At 62.5% G+C, this 26,206-nt stretch carries 14 protein-coding genes; 9 read left to right on the top strand and 5 right to left on the bottom strand.

All coding sequences use genetic code 11. The annotated features are described in order from the left end of the window. Window positions 1–269 precede the first annotated feature (269 nt). Entirely contained in the window at window positions 270–1,520 is a 1,251-nt protein-coding gene (locus tag FWD29_07375; GenBank protein MCL2803754.1) for a DUF4143 domain-containing protein, read from the bottom strand. Between the two features lie 89 nt (window positions 1,521–1,609). Further along, on the bottom strand, window positions 1,610–2,068 hold the full coding sequence (locus FWD29_07370; GenBank protein ID MCL2803753.1) for an MGMT family protein: 459 nt from the start codon (window positions 2,066–2,068) through the stop codon (window positions 1,610–1,612). 109 nt (window positions 2,069–2,177) lie between these two features. Between FWD29_07370 and FWD29_07365 the strand changes: the two genes are divergently transcribed. The 3 genes from FWD29_07365 to FWD29_07355 all read left to right on the top strand — a co-directional run bounded on the left by FWD29_07365 (window position 2,178) and on the right by FWD29_07355 (window position 7,149). Further along, window positions 2,178–3,449: an exonuclease SbcCD subunit D gene (locus tag FWD29_07365; protein MCL2803752.1), complete on the top strand. Its 1,272-nt coding sequence runs from the start codon at window positions 2,178–2,180 to the stop codon at window positions 3,447–3,449. Then, window positions 3,449–6,010, top strand: a complete 2,562-nt coding sequence (locus FWD29_07360) for an SMC family ATPase (protein ID MCL2803751.1) — start codon at window positions 3,449–3,451, stop codon at window positions 6,008–6,010. The genes FWD29_07365 and FWD29_07360 overlap by 1 nt, the downstream gene beginning before the upstream one ends. Window positions 6,011–6,231: 221 nt before the next feature. After that, complete coding sequence (locus FWD29_07355; GenBank protein ID MCL2803750.1) at window positions 6,232–7,149, top strand: VCBS repeat-containing protein; 918 nt, start codon at window positions 6,232–6,234, stop codon at window positions 7,147–7,149. 88 nt (window positions 7,150–7,237) lie between these two features. Here the strand turns inward: FWD29_07355 and FWD29_07350 are convergent, their stop codons facing one another. Both FWD29_07350 and pgm read right to left on the bottom strand, forming a co-directional pair. Next, window positions 7,238–8,470 (bottom strand): MFS transporter, encoded by a 1,233-nt coding sequence (locus FWD29_07350; protein ID MCL2803749.1) that lies wholly within the window; start codon window positions 8,468–8,470, stop codon window positions 7,238–7,240. An 84-nt stretch (window positions 8,471–8,554) separates the two neighbouring features. Then, window positions 8,555–10,240 carry a phosphoglucomutase (alpha-D-glucose-1,6-bisphosphate-dependent) gene (gene pgm, locus FWD29_07345; protein MCL2803748.1) on the bottom strand — a complete coding sequence of 562 codons (1,686 nt, stop codon included), beginning with the start codon at window positions 10,238–10,240 and terminating at the stop codon, window positions 8,555–8,557. Between the two features lie 457 nt (window positions 10,241–10,697). On the opposite strand from pgm, the gene FWD29_07340 reads away from it, so the two are divergent. Both FWD29_07340 and FWD29_07335 read left to right on the top strand, forming a co-directional pair. Further along, window positions 10,698–11,522, top strand: a complete 825-nt coding sequence (locus tag FWD29_07340; protein ID MCL2803747.1) for a DUF5926 family protein — start codon at window positions 10,698–10,700, stop codon at window positions 11,520–11,522. 69 nt (window positions 11,523–11,591) lie between these two features. Continuing rightward, complete coding sequence (locus FWD29_07335; protein MCL2803746.1) at window positions 11,592–12,392, top strand: glycosyltransferase; 801 nt, start codon at window positions 11,592–11,594, stop codon at window positions 12,390–12,392. 107 nt (window positions 12,393–12,499) lie between these two features. Here the strand turns inward: FWD29_07335 and FWD29_07330 are convergent, their stop codons facing one another. Then, window positions 12,500–13,966 carry an XRE family transcriptional regulator gene (locus tag FWD29_07330; protein MCL2803745.1) on the bottom strand — a complete coding sequence of 489 codons (1,467 nt, stop codon included), beginning with the start codon at window positions 13,964–13,966 and terminating at the stop codon, window positions 12,500–12,502. A 191-nt stretch (window positions 13,967–14,157) separates the two neighbouring features. Between FWD29_07330 and aceA the strand changes: the two genes are divergently transcribed. From aceA to FWD29_07310, 4 genes are all read left to right on the top strand, one after another. Next, window positions 14,158–15,447 carry an isocitrate lyase gene (gene aceA / locus FWD29_07325; protein MCL2803744.1) on the top strand — a complete coding sequence of 430 codons (1,290 nt, stop codon included), beginning with the start codon at window positions 14,158–14,160 and terminating at the stop codon, window positions 15,445–15,447. A gap of 244 nt (window positions 15,448–15,691) precedes the next feature. Beyond that, window positions 15,692–17,356, top strand: a complete 1,665-nt coding sequence (gene aceB / locus FWD29_07320) for a malate synthase A (protein ID MCL2803743.1) — start codon at window positions 15,692–15,694, stop codon at window positions 17,354–17,356. Between the two features lie 266 nt (window positions 17,357–17,622). Then, entirely contained in the window at window positions 17,623–21,624 is a 4,002-nt protein-coding gene (locus FWD29_07315) for an Ig-like domain-containing protein (protein MCL2803742.1), read from the top strand. 376 nt (window positions 21,625–22,000) lie between these two features. Continuing rightward, window positions 22,001–26,206 (top strand): cadherin-like beta sandwich domain-containing protein (locus tag FWD29_07310; protein MCL2803741.1); only part of this gene is annotated, 4,206 nt, incomplete at its 3' end.

Here is a 26,206-nt window from a genome sequence, read left to right as displayed (position 1 = left end):
TTCGGGTCACATGCTGGATGCGGCACGCCGTATCCCTGGCAACACTTCAGCCGAAGTCATTGCCCATAGGCCCTGAACAGGCCACAAAAAACAGGCCAAAACCAACGTAACCTCAGTCGCGGTCAGCCGAGTACCCGGCATCGGGTGAGAAATGGCCAAAGAGCTGCTAGACCCACCTAGGGCGCCCACAAGTTAGCCTGGTAGTCCGCCACAAACCACCGCTTGCCGCGCATGCGGTCAAGCGTGGCCAGGCGCTCGGCCCGAAGTGGTCAGGGACCCAACTCGGTCACAGAGACGACATGGACGCCGTCGGCGCGGCAATACGTGGGGCCATCACCAGTCAAGATCGCCAGGAACCTTGGCCGGCTGGTCATGCGGGCGGCAATGGCGAGCAGCTTGGCCGCGGCGTTGTCAATGCCCGCCCGGTTGGCCCTGAGCTTGACCTCGAAACCTGCCCACCTCGTGCCGCGCACCACCACGGCGTCGATTTCGTTGCCTTTGGCGTCCTGGAAGGCTCGGATGGCTGAGCCACTGGCCTCGGCGTAGACACTCAAGTCCCTGAAGGCCAGGGTCTCGAACACCTGACCGAAAGCCTGGTGGTCGTCCAGCAGGTCAACAGGAGCGGCGCCCATGGCGGCCGCCGCCAGCGACGGGTCGGCTAGATGCCTCTTGGGTGCCTTACGCGCTGGGGCGTTCGAGCGCATGTGACCACCCCAGGCGTGCTGCGGCGCCAGAACCCAGAGCCGCTCAAGGGCGTCAAGGTAGGTGGTCACTGTGGCGGGGTCAACAGGCTGCCCAAAGGCGGCCGAGTCGGTTTGCAACGTCCGGTTGGAGACATAGGTTCCGGTGTTACGCCCCAGGGCCCCCAGCAGCGCCTCGACTTTGCGGGGATCCCGGCGCACCCCATCCACGGTCACAATGTCAGCGGCCGCAATTGTGCGCAGATACGAACGGTTCAGGTCCAGGGCTAGGTCCAGGTCGATGCCCAACAGCCCCGGCCATCCACCCCGGCAAGCTGATTCGGCGACACCTTCCAAGCTGCCGGCGTTTGTCGATGGAGGCGGCACCTGTCCGTCCCACAACGCGGCCAGTGAGACCGCGCCGGTGCTTTGCCCGGACTCGAACAACGACATCGGTCGCATGGTGACGCGGACAAAGCGCATCGCCCCACTGTGCCTGCTCGCGTCCTCGGCCGGGGTGGCCGATTCAGTCAAAATGAACTGGCCGGGTTTCCCCCGGACGTCTACCGCCGCCCGCACGGCGTTCCAGACCTCGGGAACCAGTTGCCATTCGTCAATCAGACGCGCCGCCGGCCCGTCCACCAAGGTTTTCGGATCTGCTAAGCCCACAGTTCGCAGCCGGGTGTCGCGATCCAACCAGACCTTGCTGGCGGCGATTTGCTCCGCGGTGGTGGTCTTGCCGCAGGCCTTGGAGCCCTCAACCACAACAGCGCCGGCGCCGCGCAGAGCACGCTGGATCTGAGTATCGACCACGCGTGTCCGGTACCGGGGTTTGGCCATACGGCCAATCTACTCCATTCGGGAAATTTTACGGAACGCATTCGGGAAATTTTCCCGAATAGCGGTCCGCAGGGTCACGTCAAGGCCAGTTACGGCGTCCAGAGTTGGGCCTGGTAGTCCGCCACAAACCAGCGCTTGCCGCGTTGAGTGACCTTGTGGCCTTCGGCCTGAAGTAGGGCGGCTTGGCGTTCGACCCCGCCGGGGTACTTCGGGTTGAGTTCACCATCCCGTTTTAGCGTGCGCCACCACGGTGTGGGGTCGGCGCCGGAGCGTTCGTCAGCGGCTTCGGCCACCAGGCGGGCGAAGATGCCGGCGGTCAAAGGACAGGTCACGTCCGCGCCGTGACGCTGCGCCAGGTAGGCGCGCAAGCGGTCTAGGGTGGCCAGGTGCCCGTGCGGCACTTGCTTCATCAGTTGGTCGTATTCGACCGGCGGAGCCACCAGCATGGTGCGCCCGCCCAGCCTGGCCTGCTGCGCCGGGTCCTCCAAAGCCACAACCTTGGGCAGGTCGCCGCTGTGGTTCAGTTTTTCTTGAGCGGTCTTGGCCATGGGTCGAGTCTATCCCGCTTGCCCGATGCCGGCCCGCGGACCAGGTATTTCAGCTCGCCTTGAGTGGTGCGAGCCGGTCGTGTCCGTGGCCAGCCCTAGGGTTGGAGCCGTGAGATTGCTCCATACCTCGGACTGGCATTTGGGTCGTTGCCTGCACGGGGTTGATCTGCTTGAGTACCAGGCGGCCTACCTGGACCACCTGGTCGTATTGGCACGGGTTGAGCGGGTCCAAGCAGTGGTGGTTAGCGGCGACATCTTCGACCGGGCGGTGCCGCCGGTCGAGGCGGTTAATCTGCTGTCGGAATCGTTGGCGCGGTTGGCGGAAGTGGCTCAGGTGGTGATGACTTCGGGCAACCATGATTCGGCGGCGCGGCTGGGCTTCGCCGCTGGGCTGATGCGGCCGGGGATCGACTTGGTGACACGACTGGATCAGGTTGGCCAGGCGGTAGAGGTGCCTGGAGGCGACGCGGACAAGTCATGCCTGATCTACGGCCTGCCGTTTCTCGATGTCGATGCCGCCCGCGGCCCGCTGGCACCTGGGGATGAACCGTTGGCTCGATCGCATCAGGCTGTTTTGACTGCGGCCATGGATCAGGTGCGGGCAGATTTCGCCCGTCGCATGTCGGCCCCAACTGGCCCGGGCCGGCCCAGCTCAGTGGTGGTGGCCCACGCCTTTGTGGCTGGCGGTGAATCGAGTGAGTCGGAGCGCGACATTCGGGTGGGCGGGGTCGACCATGTGCCTGCCAGCGTCTTTGCTGGGGTGGACTACGTCGCTTTGGGGCACCTGCACCGGCCCCAGCAGGTCAAAGTAAGCCCGGGCCGGCCGGATTCTGCCTGCCCGGTTGGCAAAGGTAAGGCCGGCCTGGGCGGTGAAGGCAAGGCTGGCGGCGAGCCTGGTGGAGGACTGGTGCGCTACGCCGGTTCGCCGCTGGCCTTTGGCTTTTCAGAGCTGAACCAAACCAAGTCGACCGTGCTGGTGGAACTCGACCGCGGCAAAGTGACGACCCGCCTGGTCAAGGCCCCGCTGCCGCGGCGGCTGGGTGAGGTCGCTGGATCATTCGAGGACCTGATGGGGCCCGGCTTTGACGATGTGTCTGGGGACTGGCTACGGGTGACGGTGACGGACCCGGCCCGGCCGGAGGAAATGGTTCAGCGCCTAAAGTGGCGTTTTCCCCACGCCCTGGTCATCCGGCATTTGCCGGCCGGTGGCGAGTCAAGCCTGGGTGGCGGTCAGGGCGCGGCCAATGTTATGGCCATCGACCCGATGACGGTGGCCGGCGATTTCCTGGCCTATGCGGCCGGCGCGCCGCCTGACCAGTCGGAGTTGGCGGCCATGGACCAGGCCCGCGAGGCCGTCAGGGCGAAGGAGCGTGGCGCCTGATGCAGATTCACTGCCTTTCTTTTGCCGGTATTGGGCCCTTTGGAGGCCATCAGAGCATTGACTTTGGCGATCTGACTGCTAGCGGACTGTTCCTGCTCGAAGGCCCGACCGGCGCGGGTAAGTCGACCATCATCGACGCCATCACCTTCGCGCTTTACGGCAAGTTGGCGGGATCGGATGCAAACAACCGCCGAATGCGCTCTGACCTAGCTGGTCCGGGTGATGAATCGTGGGTTGACCTGGTTTTTTCCACTAGTTCTGGGCTGTTCCGGGTCCGTCGTAGTCCGGCTTTCGAGCGGGCTAAACGCCGCGGTGAAGGTACCACCACGGTTCCGGCCACGGCCAAGCTCTGGCGCTTGAGCAGTCCGGATGCGGTTGACACCGGAGAAGTGGTGGCCACCAAGATCGGAGAAGTCGATGAAGAGATCGGCCGCGTCATCAAGCTGAGCCGCGATCAGTTCGTCCAGACCGTGGTCTTGCCCCAGGGCCAGTTTGCGGCTTTCTTGCAGGCCGGCACGGAGGAACGGCGCGAGTTGCTGCAACGAGTCTTCGGCACCGAGTTCTACCAGGACTGGCTAGATGAGCTGATCCGCCGCCGGGTGGATGCTTTGGGTCAGGTCGACAAGGCCCAGAGTGGCCTGGACGCTGCCGCCGTCCGGCTGGTTGAGGCGGCCAAGCTGGAAGGTGAGGTGGCTCAAACCCTCCAGCAGGCGGCGGCCAGGGTCGGGGTTGACGCGGACGCGGCCAGGGCCTTGTGCCAAGCAGTGAGCCAGGCCGGCGAACAGGTGGCGGAGGCTCTGACTGCCGCAAATAACCAGGTCACCGCCACCGCTGGGGTGGAGTCGCGAGCTGAGACGGCGGCGATTAGGGCCCGGGCCTCGGCCGAGGCCTGGCAGCGGCGAACCAAACTGGAACAGGCCGCAGACCAGCTGACGGTCCAAACTGAGGCGCGGGTGGCTGGCGCGGCCAAGGTGGCCAAGGCCAGGCGCGCGGCGGTGGTGCTTGGCCCCATTGAGGCGGCCGAGCTGGCCGCCGGTCGCCTGGATCAGGCCGAGCGTGCGGCCACTAGGGCGGGTTTGGACCCAGCCGCCCAAGGTTTGGACGCGGCCAAACTCCAGGCCCAAGTTGGAACAGCCGCGGCGGCTGTAACCAATGCCAAAGCGCGCCTAGCGGCGGCCAAAGCCCACCAAGCCGCCGAGTTGGCGGCCAAGGAGGCGGGGCAAACCCTAGGCCGGGCGGTGGATCGCTTCCATGAGGCTCATCGGATGGAACACCAACTGCGTGAAGCCCGCCTGGATGGCATTGCCGCAGAGATCGCCGGACAGTTGGTCAAGGACAAGCCTTGTCCTGTCTGCGGCTCTTTGTCCCACCCCAGCCCGGCCGCGCCCAGTTCTGATCAAGTTACGGCCCAGCAGGTCAAGGACGCTGAACAAGAGCGACAAGGGCTTGAGTCAAAGGTGGAGGAACTGCGCCAAGTGTCGAAGGAACTGGACTCCAGGGCCTTGGAGCTGGCGGCGCGAAGTGAGGGTCTTGGCTTTGAGGCTGCGGCCGCGGTGCTCGAGCAGGCCAAATCGGCTGCCGCCACGACCCAAGAACAGGCCACCGCGGCTACCGATCTGGCTGAGGCCCGCGGTCAGGCACTGACCAGGCGGGCCGAATGCGACCAGGCCCTAGCCATGGCCAGCTTTGATTCGGTGGCGGCAGCCCGGGCGGCCGCCATGGAACCAGAAGCCCTTGATCGGCTGGATAAGCAAATCCAACAGGACCAGGCCAGGCTGGAAGCGCTGCTTGAGGAGCTGAGCGATCCCGAGTTGTCTGAGCTTGAGGGCACTGTCGATACGGTCAATGCCACCGCGGCGGCGGCGCAAGCCGAACTGACCGCCGCCCAGGAGGCGTCGAAACAGGCCGTTGCCAGCCAGGCGGTCTTGGCGGGTCAAGCTGGTGGCGTTGGCCAGGCCGGCCAGGCGGTCGAGGCCGCGCTAGAGCGGCTGATCGTATCCAAGACCCGTACCCAGCCGGTCATCCGCGTGGCCAACCTGGCCAGCGGTGGCACCGGCAACTTGGTCCAGGTGACTCTGCCCACCTACGTGCTGATGAAACGTTTTGCGGAGGTGGTTGACGCCGCCAACGCCCGGCTGGGTCCCATGTCAGCCGACCGCTTCAAGCTCGAAGCTTTCGAGGGCCGTGAGGCCACCAGGGCCCGGCGCACCGGTTTGAATCTCAGGGTCTTCGACCAGGCCACTGGCCACGGCCGCGACCCCCGGACGCTTTCTGGTGGGGAGACCTTCTATGTTTCGCTGGCCTTGGCCCTTGGTCTGGCCGATGTTGTCAAAGCCGAGGCCGGCGGCATTGATTTGGGCACCCTCTTCATCGACGAGGGTTTCGGCTCGCTTGATGCCGAAGCCCTTGATGACGTCCTGGCAGAGCTAGGCCGGCTTAGGGCCGGCGGCCGGGTAGTTGGTCTGGTCAGCCACGTCGAGGCCATGAAACAAGCCATTGCCGAGCGCATCGAGGTTCGCCGCCTCGCCACCGGCGGCTCCACCCTGACCGTCCGTGCTTGAGCCGGGAACTCAGAGGTCATTTAGTCAGCGTTTTCGTTGCTGCCCCTCGGTTGGGCTTGTGATCCGGGCCATAATGCCGGTCTAGCGCTAAGCTTTGCTCCTGAGGCCTTCTTGCATCCCCGGTCTTGGGGCCTCCTGATATCCCCCCAATATTGAACAAATCCCGTGACTGCTGCATGGTCAAGACCGGGCGCCACGGGCTATGGAAAGGAACCCTCCTCATGAAAACAAGTCGCCTTAGGACGCTTTTGAGCCTGTTTGGCACTGCAACACTGCTGCTTGGAATGTTGGGTCTGGCCGGCACCGAGCCGGCCCAAGCCGCTGGCGGTCAAGGCGTGGAACTGGTTGCGCCACCGTTCACCAGGAAGCCCTACTTCCATCGCATGACACTCACGCCGAGTCTGTCTGGCGCCAAGAGAGGCGACGTGCTGCTCATAGACACGGAAGGGGACTTGTGGCGCTACACCCTAGACGCAAAATCAATCAGTCTTACCCCCCGCGTGCGCATCGGCACAGGTTGGTACGGTCTTTGGATTATTGGTCCTGGCGACTGGGACGGTGACGGTAAAGCAGACATCATTGCGGTCGACTACAAGGGCAACATGTACCTATACCCGGGCAACGGCAATGGCGGCCTGGTGGCCAGCAAGAAAAAGCAAATCGGATCAGGCTGGACGGGCTACAAGCTGACTGCCGTAGGCGATTGGACAAAAGATGGCAAACCGGATTTGCTGGCCTGCCATGGCGTCACCGGCGACGTTTGGGTGTACCCCGGTGATGGCAAGGGCGGGTTCAAATCGCCACGAATAAGGGTGGCCTCTGGCTGGAACTATGTTGTTCCGATGAGGGCCGGCGACGTCAACAAGGACGGCAACCTCGACATTTGGACTGACGACTGGAACAGCAACCTTTGGATGCACGCCGGTACCGGTAACAACACGTTCAGGCCCAGGGTCCAAGTTGGCAGCGGTTGGGGTACCTACGACGAGGCCGGAGGGGCCGACATCAACGGTGACGGTCTCTACGACATAGTCGCCATGAACTGGGCCAATGGAAACGTCTACCTCTATCCAGGCACCGGCACAAAAGGCGAGTTCGGCGCCAGGTCGCTAATCGCTGCGGGTTGGGATGGGTATTAGGCCTGAGGCCCTGGGTTTGTTTTGGCGCGGCGGCCAGTATCCCACGGGGTCCTGGCCGCCCGGCTATGTCTGAAGGGCAAGCCTCAGCTCAGGTGCTTGGGCCACGGTTACTTGCCGCCCGGCGCAGAAGCGGAATTGACGGCAAGGAGACCGCCAGGGCTAGCCCGGAGGCCGCAGCGCAGGCCAGGAAACCGGCCCGGGGTTCGACGTTGTCGATCAGCCAGCCCGCTGCGGTTGAACCAGCCGAGACGCCAACCCCTATGGCCGCACCAATCCAGGTCAGGCCTTCGACCAGGCGATCAGCCGGGACTAACTGTTTGATCAGCTGGTTGGCGGCAATGATGGTTGGCGCGATCCAACAACCGACCACAAAAGTGGCCAGTGACAATGCCAAGATCGAACCGAGGAAATAGAAAACGCAGAAGCCTGTTCCGATCCCAACTAGACCAATGATGAAGGTGCGCCAAACCGGGGCGTGCCAATTGCGCAGGCCGTAGGCCAGCCCGGCCAGCAACGAGCCCAGCGAAAAGGTGGCAAAGACAATGGCGGCATGCGATTTGTGACCAAGGGCCTCGGCCACCGCCACGGCTGAGACGTCAAATCCGCCAAACATCACGCCCATAGTGGCGATCCCACAAACCACTACCGCCATCCCAGGGAAAACCAAAACCGAACGGGTCTTGGCAACTCTTGGGCCGGCATCGGGCGACTTGACCGGCGGCTCGGTGGCACGCTGCGCCACAAACCAGGCCACCCCCAGCACTGCCAGCACCACCGGCGCGCCCACTCCGGCTTCCGGAGTCCAACTCGTCGCCAGCACTGTTGCCAGCACCGGCCCAATCAGGTAGGTCAGCTCATCCAGGGCGGATTCAAAGGAAAAGGCGGTGTGCAGCAGACCGGGCTTGACCAGGATGTTGGTCCAGCGGGCGCGCACCAAGGGTCCAATCGAGACGTATGTGGCGCCGCCTAGAGCAGCCGGTCCAAAAAGCATCCATTCGGGTAGCTGCCTCATCGTCATGACGATCAGGACCGTCAGCATGACCAGCGAGAACGCCATTGCCGGTAGGGTCACTTTGGTCTGGCCGTGACGGTCGATTAGTCGCGCCACCAGCGGTGACCCGAAAGCCTGAGCCACCACAAAGGCGGCCGAGATCGCGCCGGCGTAGCGGTAATTGCCGTACCGGGCGGACACCATCAGCACAATGCCAATCGCCACCATGGCGCTGGGCAGGCGCGCCACCAGCCCGGACATTGAGAACTGCCATGCGCCGGGAACCTTGTAGATCTCGAGGTAGCGGCGCACGGTGGGCCATTGTGTCACGGCCAGCCCCCTAACTAGGCCCGCAGACTCGTGAAAAGGCCCGGGCCTTGAATTGGGCCCGGGCCTTAGATCTGGCTGAACTAGTTAGATGACAGAGTCGACTAGGGCCTTAGCGGCGGCCTGAACCTGGTGCAAATGGTCCTCGGAAATGAAGGACTCGGCGTAGATCTTGTAGACATCTTCGGTGCCGGAAGGCCGGGCAGCGAACCAAGCGTTCGGGGCTTCGACTTTCAGTCCGCCGATGCCGGCCTGGTTGCCCGGCGCCTTGACCAGGCGGTTAGTAATGGGCTCGCCGGCCAGCTCGGTTTGGGTGACCTGACTGGGGTCGAGTTTGCCCAAGGTGGCCTTTTGCTCCCGGGTGGCTGGCGCATCGATCCGGGCGTACCAGGATTCGCCAAATTGACCCACCAGGTCTTGGTGGATCTGCGAGGGCGACTTGCCAGTTGCGGCCATCATTTCGCTGGCCAGGAGCGCCAGGATGATGCCGTCCTTATCGGTCGACCAGACTCGGCCATCGGAACGCAGAAAGCTGGCCCCAGCCGATTCCTCGCCACCGAAGGCCACAGCCCCGTTCAGCAGCCCTGGCACGAACCACTTGAAACCAACCGGCACCTCCATGATGGTCCGCCCCAGGCTGGCCGCGACGCGGTCCAGGAGCGACGAACTGACCAGGGTTTTGCCAATGGCAGCGGTGGCAGGCCAGTTGGGCCGGCGGCCACCAAATAGATAAGAGACACAAGCGGCCAGGAAATGATTGGGGTTCATTAGCCCGGCATCCGGGGTAACGATGCCGTGACGATCTGAATCAGCGTCATTGCCGGTCGCCACATCGAAGGGTGGTTTGCCGTCGGCGCCCGGCTTTGCCAGCAGGTTGCGCAGGGCAGCCATGGCCGAGGGGCTAGACGGATCCATTCTGATTTTGCCGTCCCAGTCCAGCGACATGAAGCGCCAGGTTGGGTCGACCGCCTCGTTGACAACCGTTAGGTTGAGGCCGTACTGCTCGCCAATTGCGCCCCAGTAGTCGACTGAAGCGCCGCCCAGCGGGTCAGCGCCAATGCGAATGCCGGCGCCGGCGATGGCCTCAAGATCAACTACGTTGACCAGGTCGTCAACGTAGGTCTTCAAGAAGTCATAGCCCTTGACGTAGTCACTGGCCAGGGCTTTGTCGAGGCTGACCCTGGCTACGGCTTTGACCTCGCCAGAGGTCAGGAGTTCATTGGCCCGCGCGGCGATAGTGCCGGTGGCGTCGGTGTCTGCCGGGCCGCCGTCGGGTGGGTTGTATTTGAAGCCGCCGTCCCTGGGCGGGTTATGAGACGGGGTGATAACAATGCCATCGGCCAAACCTGGCCCACTGGTGCGGACACCACCTGGGCCAGCGGCGCCGTTGGCCACCAAAATGGCATGCGAAACTGCTGGTGTTGGAGTGAACGAATCACGGGCATCGACTCTGGTGTCGACCCCGGCGGCGGCTAGGACTTCAATGGCGGTTCGCCAAGCCGGCAACGACAACCCATGGGTGTCGCGGCCCATGAACAATGGTCCGTCGAAGCCTTGTGAATTGCGGTATTCGACAATCGCCGCCGTCACGGCAATGATGTGGTCTTCGTTGAAGGCTCCGTCGAAGGCCGATCCGCGGTGACCGGAAGTGCCGAAGACCACCCGCTGGGCCGGATCTTCCGGGTCGGGCTTGATGTCGTAGTAGGCCTGTTCTAAGGCCGCAATGTCAATCAGGTCTTCTGGCTTGGCAATTTGGCCGGCGCGCTCATGCATAGTTCGTTCCTTCCGCCACTCGCGTCAAACCACCAGTCTACGGATCGAAGGCCACCTTGAAGCCCCCATCTTCCGCCCCTCCGCAGCGAGACCGAGCTTCTGCATCACACCCCTCCGCAGCGACACCGAGCTTCTGCATCACGCCCCTCCGCAGCGACACCGAGCTTCTGCATCACGCCCCTCCGCAGCGACACCGAGGTTTTGCACCATCGGCCTGCGCTCAACCTCTGTGTCGCGTTGGTACACGGCGCGCTAAAGCTCATTGTCGCTGTAATCGTGAGCTTGATCAGCCTCATTGCAGCTACACCGAGCTTCTGCATCACGCCTCAATGCAGCGACACCGAGGTTTGACAGTATCGGCTCGTGCTTGCGCTTGACCGCGCCGCGCTGGGCAGTGTGCCCAAGCTCGGTGTCGCCGCAAAAGGGGGCCGATGCCGCTCGGCTAGGCTGTCGAATCGTGGCGAGTGATCAAGAATTTGTAGTCCGTCCGTTCGAAGGGTTGTCCTGTGAGGCGGGACTGGTGGCCATGAGGGAAATCCTGGCCGCTGCTAGCGGGCAGTTGCAGTTGAACCAAGCCTGTGGAGGCGGCCATTTGCAGGTCGTCTCGGTGCTGCCGGATATGGTCCGGACCTGGACCCGGGCCGATGCCGTACCAGTGGTTGCCATGCAGCCGGCCATGGGCTCTGACGACCTCAGCGTTGACCTGGCCACCTGGGTCCTGGACCAGCTGGGAGAAGACCAGCGCCAGGCGGTGGAAAAACGAGCCGGCCAGCCCGGTCGCCGCCTGCGGCTGCAGGACCTGGTTGACCCGGATTCGACACTCGAACTCAAGGTTTACGAATCCTTCGAGTACTGGGCTGAGCTAGATCCTAAGGATGAAGACTTGGTTGCTGCGGCCAAGGAGAGCCAGGGCAAGCTCGACCCGATCGAGCAGGTTCTGGGCCTTGATATGGCCTTTTGGACCGTCCTCAACGGTAGAGCCTTTCTCCGCTGGTCACTTGGGATCGAAGAAGAAGAGCTACTTGATGCGCTGGCCCGTCTTCAAGCCAAGCGACAAGCCGGTGTGGTTTCACAAGCCAAATACGTTGGGGCCTTTAGAGCCCTGGGCACGGTCATCCCGGTCTGGGAATTGCCCGGCGGTACTACGGCAGATGATCTGGCCCAGCACCTGCCGGCCTACCAAAGCCGCCTCGAGGCGGCCCTCAAGGCCAAGCAAGAGCTCGACTATGACGAAAGACGGGCCAGAGCCGGTCTGGTGGCACGGTCACTGACCTTGCGCTGAGCCCAGTTAGGGCCGGTGCCTGCGGCAGGGGCCCAAGGAATCGTTTGCCAACCCCCTAGAGTGGGGCAGGTGACAGGCTCTGCTTCCGACCAGCCACCCAGGCCAGCGCCGCGCCTGGCGGTCGTGATTCCGGCCTACAACGAGTCTGGCCGGATCGCCGCAACAATTCGAGCCGCCAAGGCAATCCCAGGAGTAGATCTTGTCGTGGTGGTCGATGACGGTTCTTCTGACCAAACCAGCGCCCAGGCCCGGCAAGCCGGCGCCGAGGTTGTTAGGCACTCACGCAATAGGGGCAAAGCCGCGGCTTTGGAGACGGGCGCCGCCGTTGTGGCAATGCGGGACGGAGATCACATCGCAGCCAAAGCCCTGCTCTTTCTTGACGCTGACCTTGGCGACAGCGCCGCTGCGGCCAGTGCCCTAGTAGACCCGGTAGCAAATCAGGAAGCCGATTTCACCGTGGCCGTGCTGCCGCCCCAGGCTGGAGCTGGTGGTATGGGCTTGGTCTTGGGCCTGGCCAAATCCGGCATCAAAGCCGCCACTGGGTTTTCCGCCAGAGCGCCGCTCAGTGGCCAACGCTGTTTGACCCACCAGGCCTTTGACCAGGCGGTGCCACTGGCCAGGGGCTGGGGCGTTGAGGTCGCCATGACCATAGATCTGCTGCGCCACGGTCTGACCATTCAAGAGGTCGATTGCGATCTGCGTCACCGCGCCTCCGGCAAATCCTTTAGGGGCACATTGCACCGGGCCGCCCAATTCCGCGATGTGGCCTTGGCCCTGGCGGGTAGAGGCATCCGCCAGACCGTCGCCAGCGCCCGCCGCCTAATCAAGCCGGTCGCTGGTGGACCAAGGCCGCCGCTCCGCCCCCACTAGGCAGCTAGGCAACCAAGCAGGACTTGGCCTTGGGCTGCCGGGGATGCGACCAGTGGCCGGCGCCGCCCGTGGCCTGGACCAGGGCTGGTCCCAGGGCGCCGGGGATTCTAGGAAACCTGCGTGTGGCGCTCCAAGAACTGGTAGACATCGGTCAGGTCCACCCCTGGAAAAGCCCCAGAGGGCATGGCCGCCAGCACCGATGAATGCGGCCGCGCGGCCGGCCAGGCCAGGCCGTCCCAGCGCCCGGCCAGCAGCGAAGGCGGCACCCGGCAACAGCCAGGGTCGGGGCAGGAGGACGCCTCGCGCAGCCGGGTGGTGCGACCCCTAAAGAAGCGCGAGTCCTCAAAGCGGCAACCCACGGTAACGGAAAACCGACCGTCTGCCGTGTCCTTGACATGTGAGGTGTCCCAGTAAGTGCCATTGGGCATATCGGTGTATTGAGAAAAAGGGCCTTTGCCCTCCAGGCCAGCGAATACCGTCCGGGCTGTCAGGTGGCGGCAGGCGTGCTGGCCTTCGATGGCACCCAATGGGTCATTGGGGAAGAGCAATCCGTCGTTCTCGTAGGCTTTGTGGATCACGCCATTGGCCTGGACCTTCATGAAATGCACCCGAATGCCAAGATGCCGTGTGGCCAAATTGGCAAAGCGATGTGCCGCCATTTCGTAGGACACCCCGAACCGGTCACGGAAGGCCTCCAACGACAGATCACGTTCCGCTTTGGCTGCGTTCAGATGGGCCAGCGCGGCAACTTCGGGGACCAACACCGCCGCCGCTAAGTAGTTGGCCTCGACCCGCTGGCGCAGAAACTCCTTGTAGTCGGCCGGTTCCTGGTGATTCAGAACGTATGAGGCCAGCGCCTGGAGTAGGGCACTGCGATGGTCGCCGGTCACCCGGTTGGCGTGTTTGGGCAGGTAGAGCCGGTGGTGTTTGAGGTCGAGAACCGAGCGGGTCGAATGAGGCAGGTCAGCCACAAAGGCCAGAGTTAGCCCCAGGCGCTCGCCCAAGCGAAGCAAAACCTTATGCGCCATGGCTTCTCCCGGTGCGACATCGGCCAACTCGATCAGCTTCTTGGCGGTGGCCTCAAGCCCAGGGAAATAGTCATCCTGGGCCCGCATTTCCAGTCGCAGCGCGGCGTTGGCGCGGCGGGCCTCTTCCGGCGTAGCGACCCGTTCGTCGCGCACCCGCTCGAGTTCTTGGTGCATCCCAATTAGCGCCTCAAGGGCCTCATCCGGCAGGGTCTTGCCCAATCGAACCGTCGGCAGTCGCTGGGCACCGTATTCGGGGTGGTTTTGGATCCGCGCCCAAGCCACCTCCAGCTGGTCGCGCCGGTTCAACGGGGCGGTCTCGAGCAGTTCATGCGGGCTGACCCCCAGTTCGCGGGCAATGGCGGCCAGCAGGTCAAGCGAGGGGGCCTGTTTGCCGTTTTCGAAGGCGCTAACGCGCGAGGTAGCGCGCCCGATGCCGGCCCCCAGGTTGGCCAGCGTCTTGCCTTGGGCGGTTCTCAAGTGACGAATCCGCTTGCCCAGTACCAGCGGGTCGAAACCAGGCGTTGACGTGTCCAGAGGCGTTGACATGAGTCAACCCTAAGCCCAGGCAGCCCGACTAGGTGGCGGAATCGCGATATTTCCGCCTGGCAGAAATATCGGGGAAATTCCAGGGCCGTTTGGTCGGGCGATCTACCAGACCTCTCATACCGTGGAGGTGTCCGCGGATTCGGCACCCACCGAACCCCACGAATCGATTCTCAACGAAGAGGTACCAAACAATGACAAATCTTCCAGGTGATCAAACGCAAACCGCGGCTGAACTGCAACTATCCTGGCTGACTGATCCTCGCTGGGCTGGCGTCAAGCGCGATTACACGGCTGAAGACGTGGTCGCACTGCGCGGCTCGGTCCAAGAGACCCACACTTTGGCTTTGCGCGGCGCCGCCAAGCTGTGGGACCTGCTTCATACCGAACCTTATGTCCACTCGCTAGGCGCCATGACCGGCAATATGGCAGTGGAGCAGATCAAGGCTGGTCTAAAGGCCATTTACCTGTCCGGTTGGCAGGTTGCGGCTGATGCCAACTTGGCCGCTCAGACCTATCCCGATCAGTCGCTCTATCCGGCCAACTCGGTGCCGGCGATTGTGCGTCGCATCAACAACGCCCTGGCGCGTGCCGACCAGGTTGAGTTTGTCGAGGAAGGCAAGGCCACCCGTGATTGGTACGCACCAATCGTGGCCGATGCCGAGGCTGGTTTCGGTGGCCCGCTCAACGCTTATGAGCTAATGAAGGGCATGATCGAGGCTGGCGCTTCTGGTGTGCACTGGGAGGACCAGCTGGCTAGCGCCAAGAAGTGCGGCCATATGGGTGGCAAGGTGCTGATCCCAACACTGCAGCACGTTGTGACGCTCAACGCGGCCCGCCTAGCGGCCGATGTCGCTGGTGTGCCCACTGTCATTGTGGCCCGGACCGACGCCCTTGGCGCCGACCTGATCACCAATGACATTGATGATCGCGACAAGCCGTTCCTGACTGGTGAGCGGACATCTGAGGGCTTCTACCGGACCACACCTGGTCTGGATGTTTGCCTTTCGCGTGGCCGGGCTTTCGCCCCCTATGCCGATCTGGTTTGGGTCGAGACCGGTGCGCCGGATATGCAGTTCGCCAAGGACTTTGCTGACGCCATCCACAAGGACTTCCCCGATCAGATGTTGGCTTACAACTGCTCGCCGTCCTTCAACTGGAAGGCCAAGTTGGACGATGACGACATCGCCAAGTTCCAGCGCGAGCTGGGCGCCATGGGCTACAAGTTCCAGTTCATCACGCTGGCCGGCTTCCATGCCCTGAACTACTCAATGTTCGATCTGGCCGATGGCTATCGCGACCGCGGCATGAGCGCCTACGTCGAGCTGCAGCAGGCCGAGTTCGCGGCCGAGTCCCGCGGCTACACCGCCACGCGCCACCAGCGCGAGGTTGGCACCGGCTACTTCGACAAGATTGCTACCACGCTGAACCCAGAAGCGACCACGACGGCGCTGGCGGGCTCAACCGAGGAAGAGCAGTTCTAGCAAACGGGTCTAATCCGCTAGTTGCTAATAACTGAACCAATCCCGGGTGGGCGGGATTCAGGGTCATTGGGGACCCTGGGTCCCGCCCCACGGGGCGTTGCCTTGGGCTGGCGCCGGATGGCGCCGGCCTGGGGCTTCAACCTCCCTTTGCCGCACGCCCTGGGCGAGGTCTTTGGACCTGAGCCAGGCACCGGGATCGGGCAAGGGCAACAAACCTAAGAATGCGAACAGGAGAACCCCTTATATGACTAACGAAAAAGCGCGGGGCTCGATCACCATCAAAGGGGCGATGGGCCAGCGCTACGAGGAGATTTTGACACCTGAGGCGATGGAGTTCCTCGCGGTGTTGCATGAGAACTTCGCCCACCGTCGCCTCGAACTACTGGAACGGCGCCAAGCCTTCCAGGACGCGATTGACGGCGGCGCCATGCCGCACTTCCTGAAGGAAACTGAGGCCATCCGGGATGACCGTTCTTGGAAGGTGGCCCCGCTAGCGCCTGGGCTGGAGGACCGCCGGGTCGAGATCACCGGGCCCACCGACCCGAAGATGACCTGCAACGCGCTCAATTCGACGGCCAAGGTATGGCTGGCTGATTTCGAAGACGCCTTGTCACCAACTTGGCGCAACATCATCGAAGGCCAGCTGTCTTTGTATGACGCCATCCGCGGCCAGCTCAAGTGGACCAGCCCGGAGGGTAAGGTCTACGAGCCCAAGTCGGGCGACATCACCGAACTGCCGACCATTGTGGCCCGCCCCCGCGGCTGGCACCTGCTGGAAAAGCACATGCGCTACTTTGCGCCCAGTGGCTATTCTCAGTCCGTGCCCGGCGCCCTGGTGGACTTTGGCCTGTACTTCTTCCACAATGCCGACGAGCTCATTGCCCGTGGCCGTGGCCCGTACTTCTATCTGCCCAAGATGCAGAGTCACAAAGAAGCCCGGCTGTGGAACGACATCTTCAACTTTGCGCAGGAATACATTTCGATGCCCACCGGCACCATCCGTTGCACCTGCCTGATTGAGACCCTGCCAGCGGCCTTCGAGATGGACGAGATCCTTTACGAACTGCGCAGTCACTCGGCCGGCCTGAACGCCGGACGCTGGGACTACCAGTTCTCCATCATCAAGACGCTGCGCAACAAGGGTCCCAAGTACATTTTGCCGGACCGGGCCAAGGTCACAATGACCCAGCCCTTCATGCGGGCCTACACCGAGCTTTTGATTAAGACTTGCCACGCTCGCGGTGCCCACGCCATGGGCGGTATGAGCGCCTTCATCCCCAACCGGCGTGACATGGAAGTTACCGAAAAGGCTTTCGAGAAGGTCCGGGCAGACAAGCTGCGCGAGGCCACCGATGGCCACGATGGCACCTGGGTAGCCCACCCTGACCTAATTGAAGTCGCTCAGATCGAGTTCGACAACGTGCTGGGTGAGCGGCCCAACCAGCTCGATCGCCTGCGCGATGACGTCGAAGTGACAGAAGCTGACCTGCTTGATGTCGAGTCGGCTCGCCGGGCTGGCGCCACCATTTCTTCAGAGGGTCTTAGGACCAACATCTCCGTGGGCATCCGCTACATGGAGAACTGGCTCAGGGGTAACGGCGCGGCGGCCATCGACAACATGATGGAGGACGTGGCCACGGCCGAGATCTCACGTACACAGATCTGGCAGTGGATTGCGGCCGACGCCACCACCGAGTCCGGCGCCTTGATCACCCGCGAGCGGGTTGAGGCCATGATGGTCCAGGTGGCTGAGGATCTGGTCAAGTTCGAGGGCAACAAGTACAAGGAGGCGGTTGAAGCCTTCAAGACAGTTGCCTTCGAAGAGGAGTATCCGGCCTTCTTGACGGTTGGGACATATGTCAACTATCTGGTCGGATCGGACGCCGACCAGCCAACTTATCCAGTCTGAATCTCCAACATAATCGAATAATTCGACGTAGCCGAACAATTCCAAATAGCGAAACGGTTCGGCTTGGTCGAAAAGCCCGGCGAACAGGCCCGGTGTCACTGCGTTTGAGCAGCTGATGCCGGGCCTCGTCGCGTTGCAGAGGGTGTCGCGGGGTGTGGTCTCTGTGAATACAGTGTCAGCCGCAACTGAACCGGTTGATTTTTTGGCTGGGCGGGCACTCCTCTGGTACCGTGAGGCAGTTTCCCTGCTCGACCCCTGGAGTGGATATGTGGAAGCGCAATAGTGCGGCAAACGGAATACCAAAGACGTTCTTCCTGGTTGGGGCGGCTGTCTTAGCGGTGGGCCTGCTCAGCCCATTGGCTGCTTTGGCCAGCTCCGAGCCAGCGCAGGCTGCTGAGGCGGCGCCTGCCTTGGAGGTCGCTCGCGCCCAAAGGGCGGTTCCTGCGGAGGTCGCTAACGGCGCGTCTCCGGAAACGGGCCTTCTGGCGCCCGCGGTTACTGAGGCCGATGGCGAGGATCCGGGCTTCGAGGGTCTGGGAGATGATGTCGATCTCGAAAAGTTCCCCCCGCCGGGCAGTTGGCTGGCGCCCGCCATGCGGGATGGCTTCCTGGCTCTTAACGGGCCTCTCCCGATCCAGGTTGAGCCCGGCACGCTGGTTCCGCACCAGTTCGACGTGGTGGTGGCGAACCTCTTCTACTCTTCAGACGACTTCCCTTCTGGCCCGGCGCCGATGTCTGTCAGTGAGTCTGATATCGATGCCATGCTGGCCGCCGCCGCCGCCTGGTGGTCGCGGCACACCGGGCTGGATTTCGACTTCAACACGGACACCAGTTATGCCGCCATCAACTCAACCTGTGGCACTCTGGAAAATGACGCGCTGGCGGCAAATGGATTGCCACGGGGCGACCTGGGGCCCTACATCAACACCAACCGTGACCTATTGATCCTTCAGGTCAACAGCAAATGCGGCGACTACGAAGGCGTGACGCTGCGTGTGCCCAACCCCCCAAGCGTCTTTGTAGGTGGCGCGTTTGAGGTGGTCGTCGAGACTTTTTACGATGCTGCCAGGAATCATCGACGCCATGCCGCGGTGCTGGCCCATGAGTTTGGGCACACACTCGGACTTTGGCACTCCAACCTGGGCGACTGCACCAATGTTGTGCTGCCCGGTGATGACCAGGTCGGTCCATCGTGGGACGGGACGTACCTGGGACCGGGGACCTGCACACACATCGAGTACGGCGACGTTTACTCAGCCATGGGTGACTTCGATGGGGACTTCGACCTGCAGACGGCCACCCTGTCGGTGGCGGAGCGTTGGCGGCTGGGTGTGGTCTGGGACGGGCACGGTGCCGTGGTGCTTGACGAGGTCGGCATTGACCGGACCGTCACGCTGGCCCGGGCCGACCTGGCCGGCCATCAGCTGCCTGGAGGCATTGTGATTCCGCAGAACCCAGGAATTGGCGTGGCGGAGTATCTTTCCCTCGAGTACCGGCCGCAAGGGGCTAGTACTACCCAGCTTCCAGGAGTATATCTCGCAGATTTGTCTGGCACCGGGACAGTTCGCCTAACGCCGGCTGGGGCCAATGCTGGCCCTGATGCCAGGCGCCCCCATTTGCCGCTTCGGCCCGGGGACAGCTATGTCTCGGCCGATGGCGCCGTGCAGGTCGAAACCGTGTCAGTCACCGACACCTCGGCCCAGGTTCGCGTGAAGGTCATCGCCTCCGGTTTGAGAGGCTCCCTGTCGATTATTAGGGATGGGGAAACCCTGACCGCGACGTTTGGCTATCCGGCCGACCGGGCCAGCGACGTGGCATATCAGTGGTTCCGCAACGGGCAGCCCATTCCAGGAGCCACTCAGCGCAGCTTTGCGCCTGTGTTGCCTGATCCAAACGCCGTCTACCGGGTTGAGTCGACCTCATCTACGGCTGGAGCCGGTCCAACCAAGCGCACCAGCCGTGGCATCATCCCCGATGATCACCGCTTCACCATTGCTGGAAACACGGCGACCTTGGTCATGCTGGACCAGAACGGCCAGCCGGTTGACTGCCTTAGGCAAATTGTCGCGACAGTCCGTGCCCCCTCAGGCGAGATGATTTACAAGAGGTTGCACAATGTGAACCCGACCTCACAGCCCGGCACCTGCCAAGCACCCATTTCGCTGGGCTTGACCGGCGCTTTTGAAGTCACCGCCCTGGCCCAGAGTGATCCGCAGCCAGCCACCTATTGGCAGCCGCTTTCGGCCACTATGACGAATCCTGGATCCGGCGCCAGTGCAGCGCTCTTGCTATTTGGTGATGCCAGGGATTATGAATTTGACGGCAGCGTGGGGCTGCGCGCAGACGAGGACCGTCCTTACTGGGCGACCGTTTCGGTCTCGGACGAAAGCGGCCAACCAGCCGCAGGGGTAGCCGTTCAGTTCACCGTCCCTCCCGGCCTGGTGGCTACCCCCGCCTCCGCCGTGACCGGAAGCAACGGCCTGGCGCAGGCCAAAGTGACCTGGGATCACAACATCCCACCACCGCAGTCCTGCTCCAGTATGAGCGTGGCGGCATCAGTGGTGGGCATCGGGGTCGTTGGCAGTCCTGCGTCGGTCCGGGTCTGTGGCAACACGAAGGGTCGCTTGCAGGCATGGTATGAAGGCCAATCCACAGCGATTGCCGACGGGGAAGACCCGGTGATCATACGCATGCGTATTTGGGACGAGAATGGTCAACCGATAACCAACCGGGCAGACACCCTGAGAGTAGGGTTTCTTCAGGGACCTTACATGGGCTACCTCGTCTGGCAACAAACTTGCGGGACCTCCTCCGCAACCATCATCTCTTGCGATACCCCGGTCTGGAACGAGGACGAGCAGGATTATTCGGTTGCGATTACCTCACGCAGTTACGTATGGGGGGGTGTCAGGGTTGCTTTTGAGTGGGATGGCCAGTCGTACTCAGTCGGCATGGCAATGGACGTGAAATTCGTTGCTGGGCCGGCGGTCAGAATAACTGGTGGATACACCCCGCCTTCGCCATACGCAAGCGCTGATGGGGTGTGTGACGATGGCTCTGCGGCAGAAACTAGCGTTGGAGCCTTTGGGGTTAGCGCTTCGGGTCGCTTTGTGGGTGTTGCCGGGAACCACATCCGGTTTGACCTTCCCGCAGGATCACCGTTGGTGTTCAGAAGTGACCCAGGGCCGCTCCCTGAAGTGAGGGGTGGAGCCTACAGCGTGGATGTGACCTCACCAGTCGCCGGTAATCATTATGTCCAGGCGAGCACAGCGGATGGTGCGTTGGCCTGGGCGATGCCCGTGGATTTCAGGGACGGTGCGCCCGACCCCATTGCATCGACGGTCAGCGTCAGCGGCGGTACTCGAAAGGCGGACGGCAAAGAGTCGCACCAGCTGACTAGCCAGCTGGTTAGTGTCTGCCACGCGCCAATCATTGGCGCCTCGAGCGCTTCGACGCTGCGACTTGAAGCTAGGCATACTGGCAGCGGTGCCTTGGAGCCTGCGGTCACCGCAACGTCGTTCACCTGGGACGCCGCGTCCTCCACCTACCGAGCCAATATCACGTCAACCAAGGAAGGAACATATGATCTGACGGTTGTCCAGCGTTGGACGCCGTGGCAAGAATGGCCTCGTGTTGATAAGGACGTTATTGTCAACTCGACACCGGTGCAGGTGACATTCGGCGCGGATTCTGGGCAGCCTTTCTCGACCGTGATGGTCGGTACAAAGGTCGACTATTGGGGCGGAGCGGCGGTAGGCAAAACACTGACTGCCAATGCGGTTGCTACTCCCCAACCTGATTCGTGGGCCTACCAGTGGCTGCGGGACGGTGAACCGATTCCTGGGGCAACAGCCAAGACATACATCTTGGCGCCAGACGATGCCGCACACATGGTTGGCGTCCGGGCTACGGCCACCAAGGCTGGCTACGCCTCGACTAGTGCTGTCTCGTCACTGGAATTGGTGTTGCAGTCATTTGGTAGCGCCGCGGCGAGCCTAGCGGTCGATAACCCTGCTGCCCGTTCCCATGCCTGGGTTGGTGACACTTTGACTGTAACTGTGTATTGCGGTCCGCCAGCGGATTCGATCTATTACACCTGGTATCGGGACGCGGAGTTCAACAGCCCGCTCAAGCAGGGCACAGGCGCCGACAGTTACACGCTGAGACCAGTCGATGCGGGGCATGAGGTTTGGGCCTGGGTCGAGTGCCGTAAGCAGGGCCACGAGACTGCCGCCGGCCCTTCAGCCTTCATCCCTGTGCAGAACTGAAACCGAGCCCTGGCACCGCCCCGAATATCAGCGAGACCGAGTTTTTGGACTGGCTTGGGCCAGGCTTCTCGGCCAGGTGCGCGTGGGGTTAGGGTCGACGGCGTCGTCTCGTTGCAGGGGACGAAATTGAGTAGTGTCCTTACAAATTGCGGTGCCAGCCGCAACTTAACCGGTACAGTCCCGGTTCACCTGGTCTTTTATTGGTAACGTTGGGTAGTTTCCCGGCTCGACCCCTGGAGTGATTATGTGGAAGCGCAGCAGTGCAGCGCGCAGAAGTCCAAAGGCGTTCTTCCCCATCGGAGCCGTCGTCTTGGTTTTGGGCCTGCTCAGCCCTGTAGCTGGATTGGCTGGCCCTGAGCCTGAACAGACTGCCCAGGTGGCCCCGGCTTTGGGGATCGCTGACACGCCAAAGGCCGCCCCCGCGGCTCTGCTCGACGCAACGTCTCCGGCATCGGGCCTAGTAGCGCCCAAAGCCCCAGGGGCCGATGGCGAAGCCCCAGACTTCGAAGGCCTGGGCGATGATGTCGATCTCGAAAAGTTCCCCCCGCCAAGCCGCGGGCTGATACCCGAACTGTGGGCAGGCATACAAGCGCTCACTGGGCCGCTGCCGCCCCAGATTGCGCCGGGCACGGCCGTTCCCCACCGGTTCGATGTGGTGGTGGCGAACCTGTACAACTCGCCGACGGATTTCCCTTCCGGCCCGGCGCCGATGTCTGTCAGCGAGTCCGAGATCGACGCCATGCTGGCCGATGCCGCCGACTGGTGGTCGGAACATACCGGACTGGATTTCGACTTTTCTACCGCCACCAGCTACGCCGCTATCAACTCCAGCTGTGACACCCTGGAAGGCGACGCCCTAGTAGCCGTCGGCTTGTCGCGAGGGGACCTGGGGCCATATCTCGGCACCGGCCGCGACCTTCTTATTCTCCAGGTCAATCGCGGATGCGGTGGATATGAAGGTGTAGCTCTAAATGTGCCTAGCCCCCCAAGCGTGTTTTCGGGCGGTGCTTTTGAGGTGGTCATCAGGAACTTCTATGACGCTGCCAGGAATCAGCGGCGTCATGCGGCGGTGCTGGCCCACGAGTTTGGCCACACCATTGGGTTGGGTCACTCGAACCTGCTTGATTGCACAAACGTGACACTGCTTGGTGACGACCAAGTGGGCCCATCGTGGGACGGAACCCACATTACGGACAGCAGTTGCACCCCGCTCGGGTACGGCGATACCTACACAGTCATGGGCGACTTTGGCGGGGACTTCAACCTGCAGGACGTTGGTCTCACAGTGGCGCAGCGCTGGTGGTTAGGTGTGACCTGGCATGGGCATGGCGCCGTGTTCGTTGATGAGGCCAGTAGTGACCAGATCGTCACCTTAGCGCGGGCCGACCAGACCGGCGGTGATCTCCCCAAGGGCGTTGTGATTCCACAAAACCCTGGACTAGGTATTGAGAAGGCAATATCCCTCGAATACCGACCGCGCGGACCGAACCCAACTCAGCTGCCGGGTATCTACCTGGTGAGTTTTTCTGACACCGAAATGCGCCGTCTTACGCCGGCTGGGGCCAAGGCCGGTGACTTGGCTACCCGTCCCCATTTGCCGCTTCGGCCTGGTGACATGTACGTCTCGGCCGATGGCGCCGTGCGAATCGAGACGGTGTCAGTCGGGGGCACCTCGGCCCAGGTTCGCCTGCGTGTCAACGCCCCGGGACTAAGGGGCGCCCTGTCCATCCACAAGGACGGTGATACTTTGACCGCGGTGCTGGGTTATTCGGCCGGCAAGGCCACTTCCGTGGAATACCAGTGGTTCCGTAACGGTCAGCCTATCTTAGGGGCCTCGCAACAGACCTTCACTCCCTCACTGCCGGATCCGAACGCTGTGTTCCGGGTTGAGGCGACCTCAAGCGGGTCCGGGATTGGCCCGACCACCCGCACCAGCAGGGGGATTATCCTTGACGACCATCGCTTCACCACTGCCGGCACATCGGTGACCTCTCTCATACTTGACCAAAACGGCCAGCCGGTCGACTGTCCGGGCCAAATGGCCTTTGCGATCCGAACCACCTCGGGCCTGCTAGTTGACACGAGAGAGGTTTGGGTCACCCAATACCCGCAGCCCGGCACCTGTCGGGCCTACGTCACGACTGGACTGACCGGCGTTTTTGCTATCACTGCCGAAATTCGGCGTGACCCGCAGCCGGCGACCTACTGGCAGTCGCTTTCGGCTCCAATGATGATTTCCGGTACCGGAAGCCAGGCCGCGCTTTGGCTGCTTGCCGGCGACAGGGACAGCCAATTCGACAGCACTGTTGAATTGCGGGCAGCCGAAGACCGGCCTGTTTTGGCAACTGTTTCGGTCGCTGATGAGGCTGGGCAACCCGCCACCGGTGCGGCGGTCCAATTCACCTTGCCCCCCGGCCTGGTGGCAACGCCAGCGTCAACCGTGACTGGAAGCGACGGTCTGGCTAGCGCCCAGGTGACTTGGGACCACAGCGTCCCGCCGCCGCTGTCCTGTTCAGACATGAGCGTCGAAGCGTCGGTGGCGGGCCACGGGGTTGTTGCTGGCAGCCCGGCCTCGCTGTACGTCTGTGGCGGCACGCAGGGGCGTCTGCAGGCCTGGTACGAAGGCCAGACCACAGCCGTTGCCGATGGTGAAGACCCGGTGGTCGTCCACATGCGCATTTGGGACGAGAATGGCCAACCAATTACCAACCGGGCCGAAGCTCTTAAGGCGGCGTTCATAGAACCGCCAGACGGCAGCGGCTGGTCGGTAATCGAACAGTGTGGAATCCCCCACCCGAATAGCGTCTCTTGTGAACCTCCGGTCTGGAATGAGGCGCAACAGGACTATTCGGTTGTTTTCACCTCCCTCAACGTTGTCGCTGGGAGAATCGAAGTCACCCTCGAGTGGGAAGGCGCGCGATACCAGGTTGAATTGGCCACCAAGACAAGATTCGTCGCTGGTCCGCCGGTCAAAATAGCCGGTGGATACTCTCCCGGCGGGGTGGTCTACGCCAGTGCCGGTGGTCTTTGCGACGACGGCGCTGCAGCCGAAGCCAGTCTCCAGGCTGTCGCGGTCGACGCCAATTGGAATTCAGTCTCCCGCGGCAACAATCGCATCCGGTTCAGCCTTCCGACGGGCTCACCTTTGGTGTTTAGAAGTGACCCAGAGCCATTGCCCGGCGGGTGGAGCAATGACTACCGCGTGGACGTGACCTCACCGGTTGCCGGAACCTACGAGGTCTTGGCGAGCACGGCGGATGGTTCGTTGAGTTGGACGCTGCCGCTGACTTTCGAGGACGGCGCACCTGATCCAGATACCTCATCGGTCACAGTCAGTCAGGGCACCCGCCTGGCCAACGGCCGCGAGTCGCACGAGGTCAGCGTTGAACTCCAAAGCGTCTGTCACGTGCCAATCACTGGCAATTCCACCGCACCCAAGCTGCGGCTTGAGGCCAGAGACGCCGGCAGTGGTCTGATAGAGCCTGCGGTCTCCTCGACTTCGTTCAGCTGGGATGCCACAACTTCCACCTACCGAGCCGCAATCACCTCGATGAAACCGGGGATATTCAGTCTGGCCGTTGACCACGTCAAGACGCCGTGGATGCCTCCGGGTCCTGAAGAAGGAGTGATTCGGGTCAACTCGACTCCAGTGCAGGTGGAGTTTGGGCCGGTGGGGGTTGACCCGGATAGGTCGACCCTGGTGATAGACGCACCGGGTGCCAGAGTCGCTGGGGTCGAGGACCAGACGGCCATTGTCACTATTCGCGATGCCGATGGTTGGCTGATCATTGGGGCTGGTAGTCAGGTTGACGTGACTTTGACCTGGCAGTTGGTGGCCGATCCAAGCTATTCAGACTCCACCACTGTCACCACGGAAAACGGCGTGGCCACAATCGCCTTCACGGACGCTAAAGCTGGCTTGTACGACGTCAGTGCCAGTGTAAATGGCGCGGAGGTGGGCGGTTCACCTCAGCAGGTCAGGTTTGTACCTGGTCCACCAAACTCTGCGGTGTTGATCACCTCGCCTGGTAGCAGCGTGCCGGCCGACGGGACCAGTCCGCACCTCGGCGAAGTTGCACTGGCTGATCAATTCGACAACCCGGTGGCAGATGCCGCCGTCGAGTTCACGGTGTCTGGTTCGGCTCAGATTGTTGGGGCCGCGTCACCGGGTAACAGCTTGGTTGTTGCGTCTTCAGATCTGGGGATTGCCGCCGTTGAGGTAACCGATGCGACTGCCGAGCTGGTTGAGCTGACTGCCCTGCTGCCGGCCGCATCTGGGTTGGCTGTGACTGGTAGTCCGGCCGAGCTCGAGTTTGGTTCCGAACCGGTGTTGTCTGATGATTCGGCTTTGGCTTCGTTGACTGTGACTCCGGGTGTTTTGGTGCCGGTGTTTGACCCGATGGTGACTGTTTACGGCGTGTCGGTGGCTAATGACGTCGATTCGGTGACTTTGGTGGCCGAGGCTAGTGATCCGGCTGCGACTGTGGCTGGTTTGGGTGTTAAGACGCTAGTGGTTGGTGGCAACGAGTTGACGGTTAGGGTGACGGCTGCCGATGGCACGTCAACCGACTACATGTTGTTG

The sequence above is a fragment of the Micrococcales bacterium genome (assembly GCA_009784895.1).
Classification (GTDB): Bacteria; Actinomycetota; Actinomycetes; order Actinomycetales; family WQXJ01; genus WQXJ01.
This window is presented reverse-complemented; position numbering and strand designations above follow the sequence as displayed.

Coding starts and splice junctions, on each gene's coding strand:
- FWD29_07375 (MCL2803754.1), bottom strand. CDS start 1,520: ATGGCCAAACCCCGGTACCGGACACGCGTGGTCGATACTCAGATCCAG.
- FWD29_07370 (MCL2803753.1), bottom strand. CDS start 2,068: ATGGCCAAGACCGCTCAAGAAAAACTGAACCACAGCGGCGACCTGCCC.
- FWD29_07360 (MCL2803751.1), top strand. CDS start 3,449: ATGCAGATTCACTGCCTTTCTTTTGCCGGTATTGGGCCCTTTGGAGGC.
- FWD29_07355 (MCL2803750.1), top strand. CDS start 6,232: ATGAAAACAAGTCGCCTTAGGACGCTTTTGAGCCTGTTTGGCACTGCA.
- pgm (MCL2803748.1), bottom strand. CDS start 10,240: ATGCATGAGCGCGCCGGCCAAATTGCCAAGCCAGAAGACCTGATTGAC.
- FWD29_07330 (MCL2803745.1), bottom strand. CDS start 13,966: ATGTCAACGCCTCTGGACACGTCAACGCCTGGTTTCGACCCGCTGGTA.
- aceA (MCL2803744.1), top strand. CDS start 14,158: ATGACAAATCTTCCAGGTGATCAAACGCAAACCGCGGCTGAACTGCAA.
- aceB (MCL2803743.1), top strand. CDS start 15,692: ATGACTAACGAAAAAGCGCGGGGCTCGATCACCATCAAAGGGGCGATG.
- FWD29_07315 (MCL2803742.1), top strand. CDS start 17,623: ATGTGGAAGCGCAATAGTGCGGCAAACGGAATACCAAAGACGTTCTTC.